The 20,300-nt window shown below is 68.0% G+C and carries 21 protein-coding genes and 1 other RNA gene; 11 read left to right on the top strand and 11 right to left on the bottom strand.

Features of this window, described 5'->3' with window-relative positions; all coding sequences use genetic code 11:
• Window position 1: 1 nt before the first annotated feature.
• Entirely contained in the window at window positions 2-4,957 is a 4,956-nt protein-coding gene (locus tag BXA11_RS04915) for an NAD-glutamate dehydrogenase (protein ID WP_076433026.1), read from the top strand.
• 13 nt (window positions 4,958-4,970) lie between these two features.
• Here BXA11_RS04915 and BXA11_RS04920 read toward each other — a convergent pair whose 3' ends face one another.
• The gene (locus tag BXA11_RS04920; RefSeq protein WP_076433028.1) at window positions 4,971-6,041 is read right to left on the bottom strand and encodes a DUF8094 domain-containing protein; all 1,071 of its coding nucleotides are present in this window, start codon (window positions 6,039-6,041) and stop codon (window positions 4,971-4,973) included.
• 83 nt (window positions 6,042-6,124) lie between these two features.
• On the opposite strand from BXA11_RS04920, the gene prfB reads away from it, so the two are divergent.
• Window positions 6,125-7,243 (top strand): peptide chain release factor 2, encoded by a 1,119-nt coding sequence (gene prfB, locus BXA11_RS04925; RefSeq protein ID WP_076433030.1) that lies wholly within the window; start codon window positions 6,125-6,127, stop codon window positions 7,241-7,243.
• Here prfB and BXA11_RS04930 read toward each other — a convergent pair.
• The gene (locus BXA11_RS04930) at window positions 7,237-7,425 is read right to left on the bottom strand and encodes a hypothetical protein (RefSeq protein WP_030509253.1); all 189 of its coding nucleotides are present in this window, start codon (window positions 7,423-7,425) and stop codon (window positions 7,237-7,239) included. The two genes, prfB and BXA11_RS04930, sit on opposite strands and share 7 nt — an antisense overlap.
• A 179-nt stretch (window positions 7,426-7,604) precedes the next feature.
• On the opposite strand from BXA11_RS04930, the gene ftsE reads away from it, so the two are divergent.
• The 5 genes from ftsE to ssrA all read left to right on the top strand — a co-directional run bounded on the left by ftsE (window position 7,605) and on the right by ssrA (window position 12,370).
• Window positions 7,605-8,294 carry a cell division ATP-binding protein FtsE gene (ftsE, locus tag BXA11_RS04935; protein ID WP_030509252.1) on the top strand — a complete coding sequence of 230 codons (690 nt, stop codon included), beginning with the start codon at window positions 7,605-7,607 and terminating at the stop codon, window positions 8,292-8,294.
• 14 nt (window positions 8,295-8,308) lie between these two features.
• The gene (ftsX, locus tag BXA11_RS04940) at window positions 8,309-9,208 is read left to right on the top strand and encodes a permease-like cell division protein FtsX (protein WP_076433032.1); all 900 of its coding nucleotides are present in this window, start codon (window positions 8,309-8,311) and stop codon (window positions 9,206-9,208) included.
• 56 nt (window positions 9,209-9,264) lie between these two features.
• Window positions 9,265-9,747: an SsrA-binding protein SmpB gene (smpB, locus tag BXA11_RS04945; protein ID WP_030509250.1), complete on the top strand. Its 483-nt coding sequence runs from the start codon at window positions 9,265-9,267 to the stop codon at window positions 9,745-9,747.
• 3 nt (window positions 9,748-9,750) lie between these two features.
• Complete coding sequence (locus BXA11_RS04950) at window positions 9,751-11,658, top strand: penicillin-binding transpeptidase domain-containing protein (RefSeq protein ID WP_076433034.1); 1,908 nt, start codon at window positions 9,751-9,753, stop codon at window positions 11,656-11,658.
• Window positions 11,659-11,984: 326 nt separating this feature from the next.
• Window positions 11,985-12,370, top strand: a transfer-messenger RNA (tmRNA) gene (gene ssrA / locus BXA11_RS04955).
• A gap of 212 nt (window positions 12,371-12,582) precedes the next feature.
• On the opposite strand, the gene BXA11_RS41910 is transcribed toward ssrA, so the two are convergent.
• On the bottom strand, window positions 12,583-12,813 hold the full coding sequence (locus BXA11_RS41910) for a hypothetical protein (protein ID WP_143734078.1): 231 nt from the start codon (window positions 12,811-12,813) through the stop codon (window positions 12,583-12,585).
• 177 nt (window positions 12,814-12,990) lie between these two features.
• Between BXA11_RS41910 and BXA11_RS04965 the strand changes: the two genes are divergently transcribed.
• On the top strand, window positions 12,991-13,584 hold the full coding sequence (locus BXA11_RS04965; RefSeq protein WP_076433038.1) for a hypothetical protein: 594 nt from the start codon (window positions 12,991-12,993) through the stop codon (window positions 13,582-13,584).
• Between the two features lie 76 nt (window positions 13,585-13,660).
• On the opposite strand, the gene BXA11_RS04970 is transcribed toward BXA11_RS04965, so the two are convergent.
• The 5 genes from BXA11_RS04970 to BXA11_RS04990 all read right to left on the bottom strand — a co-directional run bounded on the left by BXA11_RS04970 (window position 13,661) and on the right by BXA11_RS04990 (window position 16,230).
• Window positions 13,661-14,239, bottom strand: a complete 579-nt coding sequence (locus tag BXA11_RS04970) for a hypothetical protein (RefSeq protein WP_076433040.1) — start codon at window positions 14,237-14,239, stop codon at window positions 13,661-13,663.
• Window positions 14,240-14,249: 10 nt separating this feature from the next.
• Complete coding sequence (locus BXA11_RS04975; RefSeq protein ID WP_143734079.1) at window positions 14,250-14,573, bottom strand: type II toxin-antitoxin system Phd/YefM family antitoxin; 324 nt, start codon at window positions 14,571-14,573, stop codon at window positions 14,250-14,252.
• Between the two features lie 326 nt (window positions 14,574-14,899).
• Window positions 14,900-15,184, bottom strand: a complete 285-nt coding sequence (locus tag BXA11_RS04980) for a cysteine hydrolase family protein (protein ID WP_076433044.1) — start codon at window positions 15,182-15,184, stop codon at window positions 14,900-14,902.
• A complete protein-coding gene (locus tag BXA11_RS04985; RefSeq protein WP_076433046.1) occupies window positions 15,154-15,390 on the bottom strand; it encodes a cysteine hydrolase family protein in 237 nt (78 codons plus the stop codon). Before BXA11_RS04985 ends, BXA11_RS04980 begins: the two co-directional genes overlap by 31 nt.
• A gap of 123 nt (window positions 15,391-15,513) precedes the next feature.
• Window positions 15,514-16,230, bottom strand: a complete 717-nt coding sequence (locus tag BXA11_RS04990; protein WP_076433048.1) for a DsbA family oxidoreductase — start codon at window positions 16,228-16,230, stop codon at window positions 15,514-15,516.
• A 120-nt stretch (window positions 16,231-16,350) separates the two neighbouring features.
• On the opposite strand from BXA11_RS04990, the gene BXA11_RS04995 reads away from it, so the two are divergent.
• The 3 genes from BXA11_RS04995 (at window position 16,351) to BXA11_RS43005 (ending at window position 18,022) form a co-directional block, all read left to right on the top strand.
• Entirely contained in the window at window positions 16,351-16,782 is a 432-nt protein-coding gene (locus BXA11_RS04995; protein WP_083743953.1) for a winged helix-turn-helix transcriptional regulator, read from the top strand.
• 177 nt (window positions 16,783-16,959) lie between these two features.
• Complete coding sequence (locus BXA11_RS05000; protein ID WP_076433050.1) at window positions 16,960-17,355, top strand: hypothetical protein; 396 nt, start codon at window positions 16,960-16,962, stop codon at window positions 17,353-17,355.
• Window positions 17,356-17,506: 151 nt separating this feature from the next.
• Window positions 17,507-18,022 carry an ATP-binding protein gene (locus BXA11_RS43005; RefSeq protein ID WP_159454733.1) on the top strand — a complete coding sequence of 172 codons (516 nt, stop codon included), beginning with the start codon at window positions 17,507-17,509 and terminating at the stop codon, window positions 18,020-18,022.
• A 71-nt stretch (window positions 18,023-18,093) separates the two neighbouring features.
• Here the strand turns inward: BXA11_RS43005 and BXA11_RS05010 are convergent, their stop codons facing one another.
• The 3 genes from BXA11_RS05010 to BXA11_RS05020 all read right to left on the bottom strand — a co-directional run bounded on the left by BXA11_RS05010 (window position 18,094) and on the right by BXA11_RS05020 (window position 20,275).
• Window positions 18,094-18,639: a hypothetical protein gene (locus BXA11_RS05010; protein WP_143734080.1), complete on the bottom strand. Its 546-nt coding sequence runs from the start codon at window positions 18,637-18,639 to the stop codon at window positions 18,094-18,096.
• A 104-nt stretch (window positions 18,640-18,743) separates the two neighbouring features.
• Window positions 18,744-19,259, bottom strand: coding sequence for an isochorismatase family protein (locus tag BXA11_RS05015; protein ID WP_076433054.1), 516 nt, complete (start codon window positions 19,257-19,259; stop codon window positions 18,744-18,746).
• A gap of 104 nt (window positions 19,260-19,363) precedes the next feature.
• Window positions 19,364-20,275 carry an HAD family hydrolase gene (locus BXA11_RS05020; RefSeq protein ID WP_083743954.1) on the bottom strand — a complete coding sequence of 304 codons (912 nt, stop codon included), beginning with the start codon at window positions 20,273-20,275 and terminating at the stop codon, window positions 19,364-19,366.
• Window positions 20,276-20,300: the final 25 nt, after the last annotated feature.

The raw sequence follows: 20,300 nt of genomic DNA on the forward strand, positions 1-20,300 counted from the left end.
CATGCCGCTCGAAATGGCGCTAAGTCGGCAGGAATCGGAAGAAGCGCTGGACGAGCTTCTCCGCATCGCCGCCGAGAGGTGCGCGCACGCGCCGGGAGCGCTGCAGGTGGAGGGCGAGGACCCCCTGGCCTTCCTGAGGCGGTACTACCGCAACGTCCCGGTCGAGGACCTGGCCGACCGCGACCCGGTGGACGTGTACGGCCCCGCGATGGCCCACCGCCACCTGGCTCAGCACCGGCCGCAGGGACGCGCGCTGGTCCGCGTCTACACCCCCACGCTTGAGGAGTTCGGCTGGGACCCGGGCCGCTCGGTGGTCCAGATCGTCACCGACGACATGCCGTTCCTCGTCGACTCGGTGACGACGGAGCTGGACCGGCACGAGATCGGCACCCACCTGATCGTCCACCCGCAGATGCGGGTGCGCAGGGACATGACCGGCGAGCTGCTCGGCCCCGACAGGGAGGACATGACCGGGCAGGTCATCCGCGAGTCCTGGATGCACATCGAGGTCGACCGGCAGGCCGATCACGCCGTGCTCAAGGAGCTGGAGAACGACCTGCAGCGGGTGCTGCTCGACGTGCGCTGCGCGGTCGAGGACTTCGCCAAGATGCGGGCGCTCGCCGTGCAGACCGCCGAGGACCTGGCGGTCAACCCGCCGCCGCTCGACCCCGCGCAGGTCGAGGACGGCATGGAGCTGCTGCGCTGGCTGGCCGACGGGCACTTCACGTTCCTCGGCTACCGCGAATACCGGCTGGAGGACACCGACGGCGGCGCCGCGCTGCGCGGCCTGCCCGGCACCGGGCTCGGCATCCTGCGGGCCGACAAGGCCGGATCGGCCAGCTTCGCGGCCCTGCCGCCGAAGGTGCGGGCGAAGGCGCGCGAGAAACAGCTGCTGATCGTCACCAAGGCCAACAGCCGGGCCACCGTCTACAAGCCCCACTACCTCGACTACGTCGGGATCAAGGTCTTCTCGCCCGAGGGCGAGGTGATCGGCGAGCGGCGGTTCCTCGGCCTGTTCACCCACGTGGCGTACAACGAGTCGATCTCCCGGATCCCGGTCCTGCGGCGCAAGCTCGCCGAGGTGCTGGAGCACGCCGGGCTGTCGCCCGACAGCCACGACGGCAAGGATCTGATGGAGATCCTGGAGACCTACCCGCGCACCGAGCTCTTCCAGATGCCCGTGGCCGAGCTGCTGCCCATCGCGCTCGGCGTGCTGCGGCTGCGCGAGCGCAAGCAGGTCAAGCTGTTCCTGCGCCGCGACGACTACGGCCGCTACATCTCCTGCCTGATCTTCCTGCCGCGTGACCGCTACACCACCAAGGTCCGCCTGCACATGCAGCGCATCCTGATGAAGGCGCTCGGCGGCACCTCGCTCGACTACAGCACGATGATCGGCGAGTCGGCGCTGGCCCGGCTGCACATCGTGATCCGCGGCGAGCGCGGCAAGCCGCTCGGCGAGACGCCGGTCGACCTCGATGAGCTGGAGGCGCGGCTGGCCGCCACCACCCGCACGTGGGAGGACGACCTCGCCGCCGCGATCGCCGAGCTGTGCCCGGAGGAGGACGCGCCCCGGCTGCTGCGCCGCTACGGCACCGCCTTCCCCGAGGGCTACAAGGCCGACTTCCCCGCGCGTACGGCCGTCGCCGACCTCAAGCGGCTGGAGGCGCTCGGCGAGGATCCGAACGCCATTGGCATGAACCTCTACGAGCCGTACGGCGCGGCGGAGGGGGAGCGGCGCTTCAAGCTCTACCGGCTGGGCGCGCCGATCTCGCTGTCGCGGGTGCTCCCGCTGCTGCAGCGGATGGGCGTCGAGGTGGTGGACGAGCGGCCGTACGAGGTGGACCGCGACCACGACCCCGACACCCGGGACGCCTGGATCTACGACTTCGGCCTGCGGTACACCCCCTCCGAGGAGGTGCACCGCGACGAGTTCAAGCGGCTGTTCCAGGACGCGTTCGCCGTGCTGTGGCGCGGCGAGGTGGAGAACGACGGCTTCAACGCGCTCGTGCTGGCCGGCGGGCTCACGTGGGAGCAGGCCGAGATCCTCCGGGCGTACGCCAAGTATCTGCGGCAGGCCGGCACCACCTTCAGCCAGTCGTACATAGAGAAGGTGCTGCACGGCAACGTGCGGCTGGCCCGGCTCCTGGTGCGGCTGTTCGAGGCCAGGCTCGACCCGCGGCGGCCGGACGACGGCAGGGCGGAGGTCTGCGACGCGCTGACCGAGGAGATCCTCGCCTCGCTGGACGAGGTGGCCTCGCTCGACGAGGACCGCATCCTGCGGGCCTACCTGGAGATGATCCAGGCGACGCTGCGCACCAACGTCTTCCAGGCCGCGCCCTCAGGAAAGGACGCCGAGGGGCGCGACGCCGGGGACGCGGGCAGCCAGTTCGTCACCGGCAGGCGCAAGCCGTACATCTCGCTGAAGGTCGATCCGCAGGCGATCAGCGTGCTGCCGCTGCCCCGGCCGAAGTACGAGATCTTCGTGTACTCGCCGCGGGTCGAGGGCGTGCACCTGCGCTTCGGCAAGGTCGCCCGCGGCGGCCTGCGCTGGTCGGACCGCATGGAGGACTTCCGCACGGAGATCCTCGGCCTGGTCAAGGCGCAGATGGTCAAGAACACCGTCATCGTGCCGACCGGCTCCAAGGGCGGATTCGTCGTCAAGCAGCCCCCCGCGGGCGGGCGCGACGAGTTCCTCGCCGAGGGCGTGGCCTGCTACCGCCACTTCATCTCCGGCCTGCTCGACCTCACCGACAACCTGGTCGCGGGGCAGGTCGTGCCGCCGCCCGACGTCGTGCGGCACGACGGCGACGACACCTACCTCGTGGTCGCCGCCGACAAGGGCACCGCGACGTTTTCCGACATCGCCAACGAGGTGGCCAAGGAGTACGGCTACTGGCTCGGCGACGCCTTCGCCTCCGGCGGGTCGGTCGGCTACGACCACAAGGCCATGGGCATCACCGCCAGGGGCGCCTGGGAGTCGGTCAAGTACCACTTCCGCACGCTCGGCGTGGACGTGCAGAGCACCGACTTCACCGTGGCCGGCGTCGGCGACATGTCCGGCGACGTTTTCGGCAACGGGATGCTCCTGTCGGAGCACATCCGGCTCGTGGCGGCCTTCGACCACCGGCACGTCTTCGTCGACCCCGACCCGGACGCCGCGCGGAGCTTCGCCGAGCGGCGACGGCTGTTCGAGCTGCCCAGAAGCTCCTGGGACGACTACGACAGGAAGCTCATCTCGGCGGGCGGCGGCGTGTGGCCGCGCACCGCGAAGTCGATCCCGGTCTCGCCCCAGACGCGCGCCGCGCTCGGCCTGCCGCACAACGTCACCGCGCTCGCGCCGAACGACCTGATCAGCGCGATCCTGCGGGCCCCCGTCGACCTGCTGTGGAACGGCGGCATCGGCACGTACGTCAAGGCGTCGTCGGAGACCCACGCCGACGCGGGGGACAAGGCCAACGACGCGCTGCGGATCAACGCGGCCGACCTGCGCTGCAAGGTCGTGGGCGAGGGCGGCAACCTCGGCTTCACCCAGCGCGCCCGGATCGAGTTCGCGCTGAACGGCGGGCTGATCAACACGGACTTCATCGACAACTCGGCCGGTGTGGACACCTCCGACCACGAGGTGAACATCAAGATCCTGCTCGACCAGGTCGTCCGCGACGGCGACATGACCGACAAGCAGCGCAACCAGCTTTTCCTCGACATGACCGACGAGGTGGGCAGGCTGGTGCTGGAGGACAACTACGCCCAGAACGTCGTGCTCGCGGCGGCCCGGGCGCAGGCGCCGGAGATGCTCCACATCCACGCCCGCTACCTGCGGAGGCTGGAGCGCGAGGGGCTGGTCAACCGGGAGCTGGAGTTCCTGCCGTCGGACAAGGTGCTCGCCGAGCGGCGCCAGGCCGGGCTCGGGCTCACCAACCCCGAGTTCGCGGTGCTGCTCGCCTACACCAAGCTCGTGGTGGACGCGGAGCTGCTGCAGTCGGACATCCCCGACGACCCGTCGCTGGCGTCCTGGCTAGTGTCGTACTTCCCCTCGGCCCTGCGCGACCGCTTCCGGCCGTACATGGACTCCCACCCGCTGCGCCGGGAGATCATCACCACCCGGATCGTCAACGACGTGGTGAACTTCGGCGGGACGAGCTTCGCCTACCGGTTCGGCGAGGAGACCGGCGCCTCGACGGCCGACATCGTGCGGGCCTACCTCGTGACGCGGGAGGTCTTCGACCTGCCGTCGTTCATGCGCCAGGTCGAGGAGCTGGACAACGAGGTGGACACCTCGACCCAGCTCGCCATGCTGATGGAGGGCCGCAAGCTGTCCGAGCGCGGCACCCGCTGGCTGCTCGGCAACCGCCGACCCCCGCTCGACCTCGCCTCGACGGCCCGCTACTTCATCGAGGGCGCCGCCGGGCTGCTGCCCCACCTGCCCAAGCTGCTGACCGGCCCCGACCTGTCGGCGTACGAGGAGCGCAGGGACTCCTTCGCGGCCAGGGGCGTGCCCGGGGAGCTGGCCGAGCGGGTCGCGGCGATGGTGCCGGCCTACTCCACGTTCGACCTCGTGGAGATCGCGGCGTACACCGGCCGGCCCGTGAGCGAGGTGGCCGAGGTCTACTTCGACCTGGCCGACCGGCTCCAGCTCGCCCGGCTGCGCGAGCGGGTGATCGCGCTGCCGCGCGACAGCCGGTGGAACTCGATGGCCAGGTCGGCGCTGCGCGACGACCTGTACGCCGCCCACGCGACGCTGACCAGGGACGTGCTGATCCACAGCCGGCCGGGCCTGTCGCCGGAGGAGCGGCTGGCGAGCTGGACGGAGGCCAACGAGGCCGCCGTGACGCGCGCGCGGCAGACGCTGTCGGAGATCTGGGAGAGCGACACCTTCGACCTTGCGACGCTGTCGGTGGCGCTGCGGGCGGTGCGGACGCTGGTCTCCACCAGCAACCTCCCCCACGCGGAGGCGTGACCGTGCCGGGTGGTCAGTGGTTGGAGCCGCCGGTGACGATGCCCTCGTAGCCGACGACGTGCGCGGGCGCGGTGGACGCCTTGGGCGGCACCGCGCTCACGTACTGCTGGGTCTCGACGATCTGCCGCTTCTGCCGGATGAACAGGCTCTTGGTGGGGCTCAGCAGCCAGCGGGCCTCCGCGGGCACCGCCACCGGACGCCCCTCGCCGCACTTGAGCCCCTGTGGGGTGGGGGTCCAGGAGGACGTGCGGACCAGCGTGTACAGCATCATCGCGCCGCCGTCGCGCGTGCGCAGCGCGAAGATCGGATAGTTGGGGGCCGAGGCGAAGATCGACTCGTAGTTCATGCAGTCGTCGGCCTTCGCCGTCTCCTTGGTCTCGCTGATCTCGTCGTAGAAGCCCGTCGTCTGCGGACCGGGGGCGATCAGCCCGGAGGCGTAGCCCTTGGGGCCCTCCTCGGCGACCGTCGCGTGCAGCGGGCCCATCAGGTTGGGGCTGATGGCCACCGAGGTGTCGCGCGGCTCCAGCGCCGTGGCGTACCCGTCCTCGTCGAGGGCGACCGTGGGCGGCGTCTGCCCGGGGTAGAGGAGGGACGCGAAGCTGTTGAGCCACCGCCCTTCCCTGCCCTGCCGTACGAACGTGAACACGCCCGTGCGGACCTCGCCTGACGCGTCGCGCCGCCGGGCGGTGGCCGCGAACCAGACGGTCGAGCGGCCGCTCTGCCGGGGCACGAGCACCGTACGGCGATCCCACGTGTAGTGGGCGGGCTTGCCCTCCCGGGAGTGGATGCCGGCGATCGTGATGGGCCGCTGGCCGTCCTGGGTGAGCAGGAGCGCCCACCGGTCGGCCCCGGCCTGCCGCAGCACGTCGTCGGTGTCCAGGAACGCGTCGAGCGCCTCGGACGCCTCCTCCAGGGTCACCGCCGGGGGACTGGGCGACGGCGACGGGCTGCCGCCGGCGCTCGGCAGGGTGGAGGTGGCGGCCGCGGGGCTGGCCGTCGGCCTGGCCGGTTCCCCGCCCGAGCAGGCGGCGACCGTACAGGTGAGGAGGGCAAGGGCCAGCGCACTTCGAACGACCCCGTTCACCCCAGCCTCCCCATGCAATCGATTCACATGCTACCGAGGCGTGCTGCCTGACCGGGTCTCCGATTCGCGTACCCTTTACAGACGTGGCAGTCATCGATCCAGCCGAAGAAATCAACGAGCTTAGCGGCACGCTGAAGGGCATTCAGGACGTGCTCGACCTCGACGCCCTGCGCAAGCAGATCGCCGAGTTGGAGGACCAGGCTGCCGCGCCCGATCTGTGGAACGACCCCGAGCAGGCGCAGCGCGTCACCAGCCGGCTCTCCCATCTGCAGGCCGAGGTTAACCGGGTGGACGGTCTGGGCCGCCGTCTGGAGGACCTGCCGATCCTGTTCGAGCTGGCGTCCGAAGAGGGCGACGAGGACGCGCTGGCCGAGGCGGAAAGGGAGCTTTCCGCGCTCAGGTCCGAGGTCGGCGCGCTCGAGGTCCGCACGCTCCTGTCGGGCGAGTACGACGCCCGTGAGGCCCTGGTGACCATCAACGCGCAGGCGGGCGGCGTCGACGCGGCCGACTGGGCCCAGATGCTGCTGCGCATGTACCTGCGGTGGGCCGAGCGCAAGGGCTACCCGGCGGAGGTCTACGAGACCTCCTACGCCGAGGAGGCCGGCATCAAGTCGGCCACGTTCGCGGTCAAGGCCCCCTACGCGTACGGCACGCTCAGGGGCGAGCACGGCACCCACCGGCTGGTGCGGATCAGCCCGTTCGACAACCAGGGCCGCCGGCAGACCTCGTTCGCGGGCGTCGACGTGGTGCCCGTGGTCGAGCAGACCGACCACATCGACATCAACGAGGACGACCTGCGCATCGACGTCTACCGGTCGTCCGGCCCGGGCGGACAGGGCGTGAACACGACCGACTCGGCCGTGCGGATCACCCACCTCCCGACCGGGATCGTGGTCTCCTGCCAGAACGAGCGGTCGCAGCTGCAGAACCGGGCGACGGCGATGGCCGTCCTGTCCGCCAAGCTGCTGGAGCGCAAGCGCCAGGAGGAGGCCGCGGCGATGAACGAGCTGCGCGGTGAGACGACGACGTCGTGGGGCACGCAGATCCGCAACTACGTGCTGCACCCCTACCAGATCGTCAAGGACCTGCGTACGGGTGTGGAGGCGGGCAACCCCTCCGCCGTGCTGGACGGCGACCTCGACGAGTTCATCGAGGGCGAGATCCGCTGGTCGCGGCGCCAGGAGGCGGGTGACGGTCAGTAACCGCTGACGTGCGTGAGCGCGACGAGCGCCACGACCAGTAGCACGATCAGCGCGATGACCAGGGGCGACAGCCCCATGAACCCGTGGTGGTGAACCTTGGCGCGGCCCTCCCGGCAGACGGGGCAGCGCCCCTCCACCACGGGGCCCGCGCACGCGGCGCAGATCAAGTGTTCGCAGCTCATAGCAGCTTTACCGCCCCATCGCCCAAGGGCTAATCGTTTTGTTTCCGTTATGGACGTTCCATGCCAGTGTTACCCCTAGACTGGCCTCTGGCCAAACGGAACGTCGATCCAGAGCAAAGTGACCGGCGACCCCCAGACCGGCCGTCCAACCCCCTAGACTGGCTAGCCGTGATGCGCCCGTGATCCATCTCGATAATGTCACCAAGGTCTACGCGAACCAAAACCGGCCCGCCCTCGACCACGTGAGTGTGGACGTCGACAAGGGCGAGTTCGTGTTCCTGGTCGGTCCCTCAGGGTCGGGGAAGTCCACCTTCCTCCGGCTGGTGCTGAAGGAGGAGCGGCCCAACAGCGGCTCCATCCACGTGGCCGGCAAGGACCTGTCGAAGCTGTCCAACTTCAAGGTGCCGCACCTGCGCCGCCGCATCGGCTGCGTGTTCCAGGACTTCCGGCTGCTGCCGAACAAGAACGTCTACGAGAACGTGGCGTTCGCCCTGGAGGTCATCGGCAAGCCGCGCCGCTTCATCCGCAAGGTCGTGCCCGAGGTCATCGAGCTCGTCGGCCTGGAGGGCAAGGCGCACCGCATGCCGGAGGAGCTGTCCGGTGGCGAGCAGCAGCGGGTCGCCATGGCCCGCGCGTTCGTCAACCGGCCGATGATCCTGCTCGCCGACGAGCCCACGGGAAACATCGACCCCGCCACGAGCATCGGCATCATGAAGGTGCTCGACCGAATCAACAGGACCGGCACGACCGTCCTCATGGCGACACACGACGCCGCGATCGTCGACTCCATGCGCAAGCGCGTGGTCGAGCTCGAGGACGGCAAGATCGTCCGCGACCAGTCGCGCGGCGTGTACGGCCAGGCGTATTAGGAGTAACTGGGACCATGCGGGCCAACTTCATCTTCTCCGAGGTCTGGATCGGCCTTCGGCGCAACCTCACGATGACCATCGCGGTGATCGTGACAGTGGCGGTCGGCATGGCGCTGCTCGGCGTCGGACTGATGATCAACTCCCAGGTCTCGAAGCTGACCGGATTCTGGAGCGACAAGGTCGAGCTGTCGGTCTACCTGTGCACGAAGGGCTCGCCCTTCGAACCCTGTAAGAACAGGGGCGCCGTCACCCAGGACGAGAAGGGGACCCTGGAGCAGACGATCAAGGGGCTTCCGGACGTCGAGCGGGTGCAGTTCGAGAACCAGGCCCAGGCGTTCAAGAACTTCCAGAGCACCGAGAGCAACACGCTGCTGCTTTCTGTGACCAAGCCCGAGGACATGCCCGAGTCGTTCCGGGTCAAGCTGAAGGACCCGGAGAAGGCGACGGCCGTCGCGAGCAGCCTCAAGGGGCAGCCCGGCGTCTCCAACGTCGTCAACGAGCGCGACCTGCTCCAGTCGGTCTTCGGCTTCATGGACACGCTGCGCAACGTGGCGCTCGGCATCGCGATCCTCATGGTGATCGCGGCGACCCTGCTGATCGGCAACACGGTCCGGCTGTCGGCGTACAACCGCCGGAGAGAGACCGGCATCATGCGGCTGGTCGGCGCCTCCAACATCTACATCCAGCTGCCGTTCGTGCTGGAGGGTCTGATCGCCGGCCTCATCGGCGGCGTCCTGTCCGGTGTGATCCTGATCATCGTCAAGGTCTTCATCTTCGAGTCGATCCAGACCTACATGGCCGCGCCCCTCGGCTGGGACACGGTCGCGGGCGTCATCACCGGCACCATGGCCATCGGCGTGCTCATCTGTGTGCTCGCCTCTTTCGTCACCCTGCGCCGCTACCTGCGGGTGTGATCCCGCACCGTCGCGCAGCTCGTTTCCGCCCCTCGGGGCGACGGTAGGCTCCCCTTATGCCACGTGAGACCGGGCGCAAGCTGATCGCCCAGAACAAGCGTGCCAGGCACGACTTCTTCATCGAGGACACCTACGAGGCCGGGCTCGTCCTGACCGGCACCGAGGTCAAGTCCCTGCGGGCGGGAAAGGCCAACCTGACCGACGGCTACGCCTCGGTCGAGGGCGGCGAGGTCTGGCTGATCAACGTATACATCCCGGAGTACAGCCAGGGCACCTGGACCAACCATGCCGCCAGGCGGACGCGCAAGCTGTTGCTGAACCGCAAGGAGATCGGCAAGCTCGACGCGACGCTGAAGGAGAAGGGCCTCACGCTGATCCCGCTGTCGATGTACTTCAAGGACGGCCGGGCGAAGATCGAAATCGGCATCGCCAGGGGTAAGAAGGACTACGACAAGCGGCAGACGCTCATGGAGAAGCAGGCCAACCGGGAGATGGCGCGGGCCATGTCGAACGCGGTCCGCCGCCGGGGGGGCCGTTAGGCCGTGTCCTTCCGATCATTCGGGGTCGTCCGGGCGAGAGCCGTACGGGCCGCGCTCGCACTGGGGCTGGCCGCGCCCCTGCTGACCGGCTGCTTCGAGGAGTCGTCGCCGCACGACGCGGTGCGCGACTTCCTCGTCGGCTGGCAGACGGGTGACTACGCCGCCGCCGCGCGGCGCGCCGACGGAGACCAGGCGGCGGTGCGCAAGGCACTGGAGGACGCCAGGCTGCAGCTGGACGCCGCCTCGATCCGCTTCTCCCTGCGGGGGATCAGCCAGGACGGCGACGCGGCGCAGGCCGGCTACCACGCCGAGGTGGACCTCGGTGAGAACAACCCCCTCTGGCAGTACGACGGGAACCTGCCCCTGCATCTGGTCGGCGGCCAGTGGAAGGTGCGGTGGTCGCCGAGCGTCATCCACCCCGACCTGCACCCCGGGCAGCGGCTCGCGGTCGCCACCGTCCCCAAGGGCCGCAAGCCGATCCTCGACCGGAACGGCAATCCGTTGCAGGACGAGACCGTGCTGCACGTCGCCGGGGTCATCCCGGCCAAGGTCAAGGACCCCGGCCGGCTCTGCGACCAGCTGTCGAAGATCACCGGCTTCGCCCAGGACCGCCTGCTGAGCCGCATCCTGTCGTCGCCCCCGCAGGACTTCGTCCCCCTCGCGACGTTCGGGCGGACGAAGTTCGCCCAGATCAGGTCCAAGCTGGAGGCCATCCGAGGTCTGGAGTTCCAGATCGACAACCCGCCGGTCGCCCCCAAGTCGCCCACCCAGATCGTCGGGGTCGTCACGGCCATCACCCCGGAGGCGGAGCAGAAGCTCGGCGGACCGCAGCGGGCCGGCGACACGCTCGGCCGGGACGGCCTGCAGAAGGCCTACCAGGACCAGCTCACCGGCTCGACCGAGACCCGGGTCGTCATCCTCGACGACGCCACCGGCCGGCAGGTCAAAGAGCTCAAGGCGTGGCCGGGGCGGGAGAACTCGTCGGTCCAGACCACGATCGACAGCCGCCTGCAGAGCGTGGGCGACGCCGCGGTGGCGGGACCCCGCCCGGCCGCGCTCGTCGCGGTGCAGGCCTCCACCGGCGAGGTGCTGGCCGTCTCCACGACCCAGTTGCACCAGGAGAACGACGCGCTGGCCGGCAAGTTCGCGGCCGGCACGGCCTTCTCGGTCATCGCCGCGGAAGGACTGCTCCAGTCGGGCCTCGACCCGAAGCAGAAGGTGCCGTGCAGCGCCGACCGCACCGTGGGCGGAGCCCGCTTCCAGCAGCCCGGCGTCATCGGGGTGACGACGCCCACCTTCCAGACCGACTTCGCGCAGGGCTGCGTGACCGCCCTGGCGTCGCTGGCCCGGCGGATCAGCGGGCAGCGGCTGTCGGACAGCGCGACCCAGTTCGGCATCGGCGGCGACTGGAGGTTGCCGCTCAAGACGTTCAGCGGGTCGATGACGGCCCCCAACGGCGACGCCGCCATCGCGAAGATCATGGCGGGGCAGGGCGCCCGCGTGAGCCCGCTGGCGATGGCCCTCGTCGCCGCGGCCGTCAAGTCCGGCACGTGGCGGCCGCCGGTGCTGGTGACCTCGCCCGCCGCTCCCGACCCGGTGGTCGGCGACGGCGCCCCACAGGCCACCGCCAAGCCCGTGACGCTCGATCCCGCGATCATCGCGAAGCTGCGCACGCTCATGCGGGCCGGCGTGACGTCCGGCGCAGCGTCCGCCGCCTCCGCCCCCGGCGACCCCGTGTACGGCGTGGCCGCCGAGGTCACCCAGACGGAGAAGAAGGAGCGAACCAAGCTCTCGTGGTTCGTGGGCTGGCAGGGGGACGTCGCGGTCGCCGCGCTGGCGGAGAGCGGCGATACGGCGGCCGCATCGGCGATGGCCGGGAGCTTCTTCCGGGACGCCCAGCCCCAGACCTGAAAAATGCTCGAAGGCGAGCAACCATCAGGGCGGCGACCGGCGTCTTTCTAGGTGACTGGGACCCGCTTGGGGGGTTGCGGGCCCAGTCACCGTGATGAGGACAGGGCTCCATCTCGGGGGGAGCCCTGCCCGTCTCGACCGGCTCGACCCTGCCGGTCGGCCCCCGGGAGCGCGCGCCAGAGGCCGCGATCCCGGGGGCTTCGGCGTCCCACCGGACCGCCGGTGCGCCGGTCTACCCGGGGGGACGGAATTCGAGTCGCGCCGCCGGTGTTGTGAAGAGTAAGCTTGTGAAGCCAGGTCCTCGGGTCTGGATTGACAACTGCACAGGGGGTGACCGGTTTCGACTTCGACATTGCAAGTCAGGGGAAGCGGGTCGGGGACTGCGGACATAACCCCGTCAACACTGTGACCGCAAAACAATAAGTGCCAATAACAAGAGCACTGAGGTCAGCCAGGCTTCCCTGGCTCTCGCCGCCTAAGCAGCGAGAAACCTCTGTCAGCCCGGGAGTGCCTTCGGCCCGGAACTGACATCGCTAGAAGGCTCAACCGTCCGGCCCGGTCACGGGGCCGTACGGGAAACCAAACAGTGACTGGGCCCGTCGGCGACTCGCCTGTGAGATTGCCGGGGCCGAGAAAATCGCAACAGGCTGCACCCGGAGAAGCCCTGTCTTGGTGTTGAAGGACGCGGGTTCGATTCCCGCCACCTCCACTTGTCAGGTGTAGGAAGTGTCTTCTGACTCTTCCTACACCCCCACATGAGGCACGCACGGTAGTCTCTCCCTCTCGGAGAGTACTGCCGTGCGGGCCTCTGTGCGTTTCCCCTCGGCTGCAGGCGTCGGGGAGCTTCTGATGCGTGTCGTCGTAGTAGATCGCCGCAAACTCATGCGCGGAGATCTAGCCGTACCCGGTGCGACGACGGTCAACTCAGCTTGGACCGGACAGGTGCTTGACCGGCACAGCGTCCCAGATGGGTTTCCCTTCGTTTTCGATGATGACGGCACCATGACCGGGTGTCGGATGCTCAATCAGTACCTGCTCGACGCTCTGGAACAGAACGCGTTCGACTTGGGCGGCATGCGCAATTTTTACGTCTACCACCTTGCCCGGCTGCTTCGCTTCATCCGCTAGCACCGCGCCGCTCAGGCGGCTGCGCACGCTGCCATTCCCCTCGAGGACTGGCTGGGTGAACACGGCGAGGCACGCCTCGACCTCACCGACGCCACCCGCGCCGACCTCAACGCCTACAAGGCCAGTCGGGACCTCTTCGTTCAGAAACAGTCCTGGAAAACCGAAGCCGGCTGCCTGAGTGGCTTTTACCGCTATGCCACACAGATGAGCTGGATGAAGATCGACCCGGTGTCACGCTGGGGTAACCGCAACACTTTCAGCGGTCGCGGCTCAGTCAACCGAACGATCAGATTCCTGACCGAGCCACAGCTGGGGCTGTTCCTGAACGTTGGCCTGCGCGGCGATGCGCCCGCCGATCCCAGAAGCCGTCCGGCCTATCCGGAGCGGGACTACTCCTTCGGGTTGCTCCTCTTGGCCACTGGTCTACGCCGTGAGGAAGGCGCCCTCCTTCTCGACGCTGAGATTCCCACGCCCGAGAACATGCCGCCTGGCGGTGTTCATCCGCTCACCCGTTACGGCAAGGGTGGCCGTCCTCGAACTATCTACGCCACCATCGAGCTGGTTCATGCCATTGATATCCATCGCAGCACCGAACGAGAAGCCATCATCCGCGCCGCCCAACGCCGTCTGCGCCGCATGCGTCGCAACGACGAGTTGTCCATGGTGGACAAGGTGGTGGCTGACAGGGACTCGCGCTATCTAAGCGTCTCTGGGCACGCGATTCCTCTCGAACTGTTGGACGATGAACGCCGCGCCCGCGCCGCTTGCCCGCTCTTCGTGATCCCGATGGACCTCTGACCGGTTGCATGACCGCCCCGAACAAGCCGAACCACCGACCATCGAGTCACGCGGCGATCGCACCGGAGGCGATGCCCTAGCACCGGCATTGCTGACTGCTCACGCCGGCACGCGGATCTACGCTGCCCCCAAGCGGATCTAGCGCCCACGGCGTCGTCCAGGTGAAGCGGCGCCGTACGCGCGCGGAGGCGAGCCCGCTTGACGTCGCCGGCGCCGGCCCTTGCGACGGGCCGGTGGTCGACTGCAGTCCAGCCGCTTGAACGTGGTCGTTAGCCTGGGCGAGCTGGGGATCAGTATGACGTCCGAGCCGCTGTGCGGCGACTTCGTAGGCCAGCATGCCCCTTTTCGGCCTGATGGCGATGATGTGAATCACCGGCTGGCGGTTGTCCCCGTGCAGCAGTTCCTGGTACACGATTCGCCACGGTGCGCGCCCCAGTTGGCGGCGCTCCTCGCTCGTACCGAAGTACGCCTTTCGGCAACCTCGCAGGTCCAGCCCGAATCTGTCGCCGGCCGTCTCTACACCCCGTTCCCGCCCAGTGACCAGGTCGCCGATCATCAAGATGGCCACGCGACGGAGATCGAGGGGCAGAGCCCGTAAGTCGTCCATCACCCCGGGGCTGTACGCCACAGGCAGTTGACGATCTTCCCGGTCCATCGGGGTTACCTCAACGAGGGTCGGGATCGTCGGGGAGCTCGTTCACGTCGACGCCGGCCGCGTTGGCCAGTTCCTCCAGGGACGTGTAGGTCGGGCCGCCCGCCTCGGCGGTGGCGTCCAGGCGGTCACGGATTTCAGCGCCGGACAACACAGTGTCGATCTCATCGAGGAGAGCTTGGTAAAGCGCCCACGGGATGATCGCGGCCTCTGGAGTACCTCGGCGCCCGACAACCACCGGCTTCGCCTCCAAGCCCTTCTCCCCCATGCGGGCCACGGTTTCGGCGAAGGCGGCGCTAGCTGAGCTGACAGGTTCGACCTCGATGTAGCCGGCCACGATGACCATCCTAGATAACCCGCTACCGCTCGAGGATGCGCAGGCCTCGCTGGTGCCTGCGTTGCTGGCGCTTGAGCACCAGCGCTCGAAGCGGGATGGCCGACACGAGGGCAATCTGCATGGCCGCGCCCACGCGGACAAGATGTCACTGCCCGGGAGGTTGATGGCCCAGGCAGTGAGAAACGCCATGTTGATCACCATCCGCTTCCCGGGGCACCGTTCATGCCGGGCAGTGAGTCCTACCCCGGCCCGGCATGAACGTGCGCCGGTTCGCCGACGAGGTGAAGGCAGATCTATGCCTCACCGGGCCCGCCGCGGTGCTGAGCCTACTTCGACAACCCGAACCCACCGATTGCGGTCGTGAGGTTCTCGGCCAGTAGCTGGCGAATCTGCGCGCCATGCGGAGTGGCCCAGTCCTTGGCGAGTTCGCCGAGGATCGCGGCGGTGGTGGTCAGGAGGACGCCGGCCTGCATCATGCGGAGTTGCGCCGCGTTGTCGGAGATCTGGAACACGGACCCTCCGGCGTCGAGCACTGCGTAGACCTCGTACCCGGCCCGCTTGGCGCTGAGGGCGGTGTAGATCAGGCAGCCGTCGTTGGTGGTACCGGCCATGAGCAGGGTCCGGCGCACCAGTCCTGGTTGTCGTCCTCCGTGCTGCTGGTCCAGACGTTGGGGATGCCGAGGACCTTCGCCGCCTTCACCAGCGTGATGCTGTTCATCTTGGCGACGTCGGGCGGCTGGGTCTTGATGAACCCCATCGAGATGATCTGGTGGTCGATCAGGATCAGAGCACTGTCCTGTGCCTTTAGGTTTGACATGGTTTGTAACTCCAATTCGGTATGGCGAACCCGGGTGGGTTCGCGTCTGCTCCCACCGAGCGCTCTGCTCGGGGGGAAGCTATTTCGGGTAGGACTCCGTCGGCCGGGAGCCTGAGAGGGGTGTCAGGTGGTGGCGGGCGCCGCGCAGCCGTCCGGGGCGCACAGACCGTCGCCGCCGGCGACGATCGGCAGCGGCTGGGGCATGGGGTGGCTTTCCGCCCACGCCTCGGTGATGACCGCGAGCAGGTCATCGGTGCCGATGGCACCGGGGATGGCGACACGGTCGTCGAGCACGAGGAACGGCGTGCCGCTGGCGCCGAGGCGCTGGGCCTCGGTCTGGTCGGCCGCCACGCGCGCCCGGTAGCGGCGGCTGCGCAGGGCCTCGGCGGCCCCGTCGCGGTCCAGGCCCACCTCTTCGGCGAAGTCGAGGACCTCCTCAGCGGTCCACAGCTTGCGGGCCTTCCCGAAATGTGCGCGGAACATCGCGGCCCAGATCTCGTTGCTCCGGCCCTGATCGGCGGCGTAGGCGAGCAATTCGTGCGCCAGGTCGGTCGGACCAAGCGTGCGGTCGATCGCGCGATACGGCGTCAGGCCCTCAGCTTCGGCTGCCCGCTCGATCGGCCGCAGGATCCGGTCCAGGGTCGACCTCGGTGCACCGGCCATCTCGATCAGCTTCCGCTGGCTGACGCCCGCGCGCGGCAGGTCGGGATGCAGTTGGAATGATCGGTGGGTCACCTGCACCTGGTCGCCGTGCGCGAACCGGTCCAGCGCCAGACGGAGCCGGTGGTCCATCAGCCCGCAGTACGGGCAGACAATGTCCGACCAGAAGTCGATCTTCATCGCGGCTGCCTCCTCCAACTCTTACTTTCTGTTCGTGACCTCATAGTGCATTAGAATCGAAAGGCGTACAAAAGGTACATACATGTGTGTGAAAGGCGCGGCGATGGAGAGGTGGCGGGGATGAGCGCACACGATGTCCGGACGGTGCGGACCAACGTCCGCGCGAACGTGCGGACCGTTCCGGGCCCATGCGCACACTGGAACGACCAGGACGCCGACTTCATCCGCGAGATCCTCGACCTCGTCGGCGACAAGTGGAGCGTGCTGATCATCGGCACCCTCGAAAGCGGTCCCATCCGCTACTCCGACCTCGCGGACGCGATCCCCGGCATCTCTCAGCGCATGCTGACGCTGACGCTGAAACAACTGCGGCGCAACGGGATCGTGACGCGCACCACCTACCCCGAAGTACCGCCGCGCGTCGAGTACGCCCTCACCGAACTCGGCGCCTCGCTACTCGCCACCGTCCTGGCCCTGGCGGCCTGGTCCGCCGACCACCATGCCGAAATCCTCCGCCACCAGACCTCCTTCGATAGCGCCACCGCAACGTAGGAGCACGGCAAGCAATGGCCATGGGCCGGGGATGCCGCGCCAGCCGCCGGAGCCCGAGACATTGCTCCGTTGCTCTCGGACGCGCAGCTTGCGGTGGGCTTAGGTGGTGAGTTCGGCGGTCGTCGGCCCTGACCCCTGTTCTGGCATTAGACGTGATGTCGCGTACCGTCGCGGGGCATGAGACCCCCCGCTCTGATCGCCTCCGCTGTACTGCTCGCTGCTCTGGCCGGGTGCGGCTCGACGGACGACACGTCCAGCACGCTCTCACCGAACGCGATCGCGAGAATCGAGGCTGAGTCCGGATTCCCGCCCAAGCCAGACAGTGAGACCCAGGCGCGGTTCATCACGGCGCTTAACAGCATCGATGGGGAGATTGTCACCGGGAAGGAGATGGCCGTGGATTGGGCGCGCAGCTCGTGCAGCATGGTCAAGGATCGGCCGAACGACCAGGCCAAGCTGGTAGACCTTACGAACCAGCGGTTCCGAGCTCCAGGCCACCTTGACGGGTTCGGCAAGGCCAAGGCGACGAAGATCCTGGCGGCGGTGCGAAAGTACATCTGCCCGACGTACTAGTTTCGGACAGTTCGCCGATCACAGCCCGAGGGCAGCACTGCAGACGGTGAGCAGGCCGGCGGGCAGACGGCTTAGTAATGCCGGCGGGCCGCCGACGTTCGACTTGTCGGCCGCATTGGTCTACCTGCCCCCTAGGACCGCTGGAGAGTGAGTGTCCGTATCCAGCGACGTGCCCTCCCAGCTTGTGGTATTCGATTCGGCTCACCATGAGCCAGGCCACAGCGATGATTCCGCCGACCGCCAGGTATCCAGGCTGGCCGAGCAGCACAACCGAGATCACGGTCATGGCTCCCATGGGGATGGGCAGGCCCATGAAGGAGCCGCTGGTGGTCTTGGCGACGGTGAAGCGCGCCAGCCGTACGACGCCGGCGAGGAGGACCGAGGCCGCTGCCGAGAGTACGACCCAGTCCGGGAGTCGATCAGCGGACCCACCCCACACCGTCACTATGAAGGCCGGGGCGAAACCGAAGCTGATGACGTCAGCCAGGTTGTCGACGCGTCGTCCACGGTCACGGTCACCGTACGGCGTGGGGACGGCTCCACGCTCGCCGATGCGAGATTCCCCGCGGGCGTCGCGGAACTCGAAGTCCTCGACGACGGCGCCGGAATCGCCGCCGACCAGCGAGAAACGGTATTCCAGCGGTTCACCCGGCTGCCAGGACAGTGATCAGGGTGCGCGCTTCGTCGTTCTTCTTCTGTTGGACCCCTAACAAGGGATAAGGAGTGTCCGGGAGCGGGTCAGCTGATGTGGTTGACCCAGATGCCGATCGGAATGGACGCCACGGCGGACGCGACGAAGCCCAAGCCGAAGAACATCCATTCGCGGCGGCGCTCGGCAAGAATCGTCGCCTTCGTTTCGCCGACGAGGATTCTCCGAATGTTCTCGGCCTCGTCTTTGTTGAGGTTGAGGAGTCGCTGCTGACGTTCTGCTTCTTCGAGAAGCGACTCGCGAGCGGCTTGCTGGGCTTCGAGATCGCGCCGCAGTTCGTCCATGAGCGCAGCCGCGTCGCCGAACGCCTGATTGACGTTGTGGATGCGCTCTCGTAGCCGTTCGCCCGGGTCCTCGTCCGCCTGCTGAACCCGACGATTGAGCCGCCGGCTGTCAGCGACTGCCCAGGCGATGAAGGCGCCGATCACGATGGCCAGGGCAGCGCCGATGACGATGGCCGGAGGCACGTCCAGGCTGTCAGCCCATGCCCAGGCGAAGCTGGCTACCGTGCCGAGAAAGCCGGCGACGATGATGAAGATGAGGATCAGGCCCACCATGAATTGACTGCGTTTCACCGCAGTATTGGATCGTGGTGGGCACCGATGACGCCGGTCGTTAACCGGATTGCGATCTAGGTGTCCGGACAGCCCGGGCACAGCGTCGGCGGCCGCCCTCCCCGTTAGGCCAGCGACCCCAGGATCTTCTCGACGGTGGTGACCGTGCCCAGACGGGGGAAGATCTGCGTGACTGCGAAGGTGTGCTGCTCCTCGGTGAACGACGTCATGGCGTCCTCGGCGAACAGCAGCTCGTAGTCGTAGTCGGACGCCGCCCGCCCGGTCCCCTCGACACCCCAGTTCGTCGCTATGCCCGCGAGTACGAGGGTCGCGATGCCGCGGTCGCGCAGTTCCTCCTGCAGGCCGGTCTCGTGGAAGGCGTTGATTGCCCGCTTGACGATCTCAAGGTCGCCGTCCTGGGGTTCCATCTCGGCGACGAAGCTGCTGCCCGGCGGTTGCTCGGCCACGCCGGGCCGTTCGACGCGCACCTGTACGACGAGTGAGCCGGCCCCGTGGAAGGCGCCGACCAGGCGCAGGCTCTGCCGTACGACCTCTGGGCCGGAATACGGCGCGGCGTCCAGAGCGACGATCCGGGGCATCAGGTCGATCACGACGAGCGCTGTCTTTCGGGTGTCAAGCATCCAGCGATCTTAAGAGGCCGGCCTCATCAGTGGACAAGGTCGCCGTTCCCCGGTGATGGGATGCCAGGGGCACAGACGGGTCTTGCATGAGGAACGATGGGCCACTACAGCGTGGCCAAGATCAGTGCGAGGCCGTCTTCGTGGACGGTTCCCGTGAGTTCGCCGGCGGCTTCGATCAGTTCGGCGGGCGAATGACCCATCGCCACACCGCGGCCGCTCTCGGAGGCCCAACTGAGCAGTTCGATGTCATTGTGGCCGTCGCCCACGGCCATCACCCGTTCCCGCGGGACGCCGAGCTCGCCGCGTACCCGTTCGATCGCTGTGGCCTTGTTCACTCCCTCAGCCGCGATGTCGAGCCAGGCCGTCCAGCCAATGGCGTAGCTCACCTGGCGAAGGCCCATCTTCTCGACCACGGCGAGGAAGTCGTCCATGTCATGGCCGGGCGAAATCGCTACGACACGAGTGGCCGGCCGGTCCAGCAACTCCTCGAATGCCACTTTCACCTGCTCGCTGTCGAGACCGGTCGTGGCGGCGGGGAAGGGTTCGGTGCACCGGTAGTGACCCTGTTCGTCCTCAACCGCGAAGCGGGCGTTCACCAGGTGCGCGCGGATCGACAGGAGCACATCGGCCGGGTCGAAGGACTCCACCCATTCGCGCCGGTAGCCGCTTGGCGCACCCGGGTCACGGTGCAGGGTGATCGCGCCATTGGAACAGACCAGGAACCGCGGCGCGATGCCGAGGTGATCAAGCACCGGGATAGTGGTCGCGGAAGAGCGGCCAGTGGTGAGCACCACGTGGTGACCGGCCGCGTCGAGCCGGCGGATCTGCTCGATCACCGCGTCGCTGACAGACCCGTCTTCGTGGAGCGTGGTTCCGTCGATGTCCAGGGCGACGAGCCAGGAGGCGGCGTCGGTTTCCACGGGCGCGGTCACTTCGTTGAGCTCCTGGATGGCAACGAGCAGCGGGCCGGTCCCGTTCACATCGAAATCGAACACTGCCAGGTCCGTCTGGTTCATTTCACAATTCCTTCTTCGGTTGCCC

The organism is Microbispora rosea (assembly GCF_900156315.1).
Lineage (GTDB): Bacteria > Actinomycetota > Actinomycetes > Streptosporangiales > Streptosporangiaceae > Microbispora > Microbispora rosea.

Coding starts and splice junctions, on each gene's coding strand:
- BXA11_RS04980 (WP_076433044.1), bottom strand. CDS start 15,184: ATGGCCGGTACCACCAACGACGGCTGCCTGATCTACACCGCCCTCAGC.
- BXA11_RS04970 (WP_076433040.1), bottom strand. CDS start 14,239: ATGGACCGGGAAGATCGTCAACTGCCTGTGGCGTACAGCCCCGGGGTG.
- BXA11_RS05015 (WP_076433054.1), bottom strand. CDS start 19,259: ATGCTTGACACCCGAAAGACAGCGCTCGTCGTGATCGACCTGATGCCC.
- BXA11_RS05000 (WP_076433050.1), top strand. CDS start 16,960: ATGAGACCCCCCGCTCTGATCGCCTCCGCTGTACTGCTCGCTGCTCTG.
- BXA11_RS04990 (WP_076433048.1), bottom strand. CDS start 16,230: ATGAAGATCGACTTCTGGTCGGACATTGTCTGCCCGTACTGCGGGCTG.
- BXA11_RS05020 (WP_083743954.1), bottom strand. CDS start 20,275: ATGAACCAGACGGACCTGGCAGTGTTCGATTTCGATGTGAACGGGACC.
- BXA11_RS04965 (WP_076433038.1), top strand. CDS start 12,991: ATGAGCTGGATGAAGATCGACCCGGTGTCACGCTGGGGTAACCGCAAC.
- BXA11_RS04985 (WP_076433046.1), bottom strand. CDS start 15,390: ATGTCAAACCTAAAGGCACAGGACAGTGCTCTGATCCTGATCGACCAC.
- smpB (WP_030509250.1), top strand. CDS start 9,265: ATGCCACGTGAGACCGGGCGCAAGCTGATCGCCCAGAACAAGCGTGCC.
- BXA11_RS04930 (WP_030509253.1), bottom strand. CDS start 7,425: ATGAGCTGCGAACACTTGATCTGCGCCGCGTGCGCGGGCCCCGTGGTG.
- BXA11_RS04915 (WP_076433026.1), top strand. CDS start 2: ATGCCGCTCGAAATGGCGCTAAGTCGGCAGGAATCGGAAGAAGCGCTG.
- ftsX (WP_076433032.1), top strand. CDS start 8,309: ATGCGGGCCAACTTCATCTTCTCCGAGGTCTGGATCGGCCTTCGGCGC.
- BXA11_RS04995 (WP_083743953.1), top strand. CDS start 16,351: ATGAGCGCACACGATGTCCGGACGGTGCGGACCAACGTCCGCGCGAAC.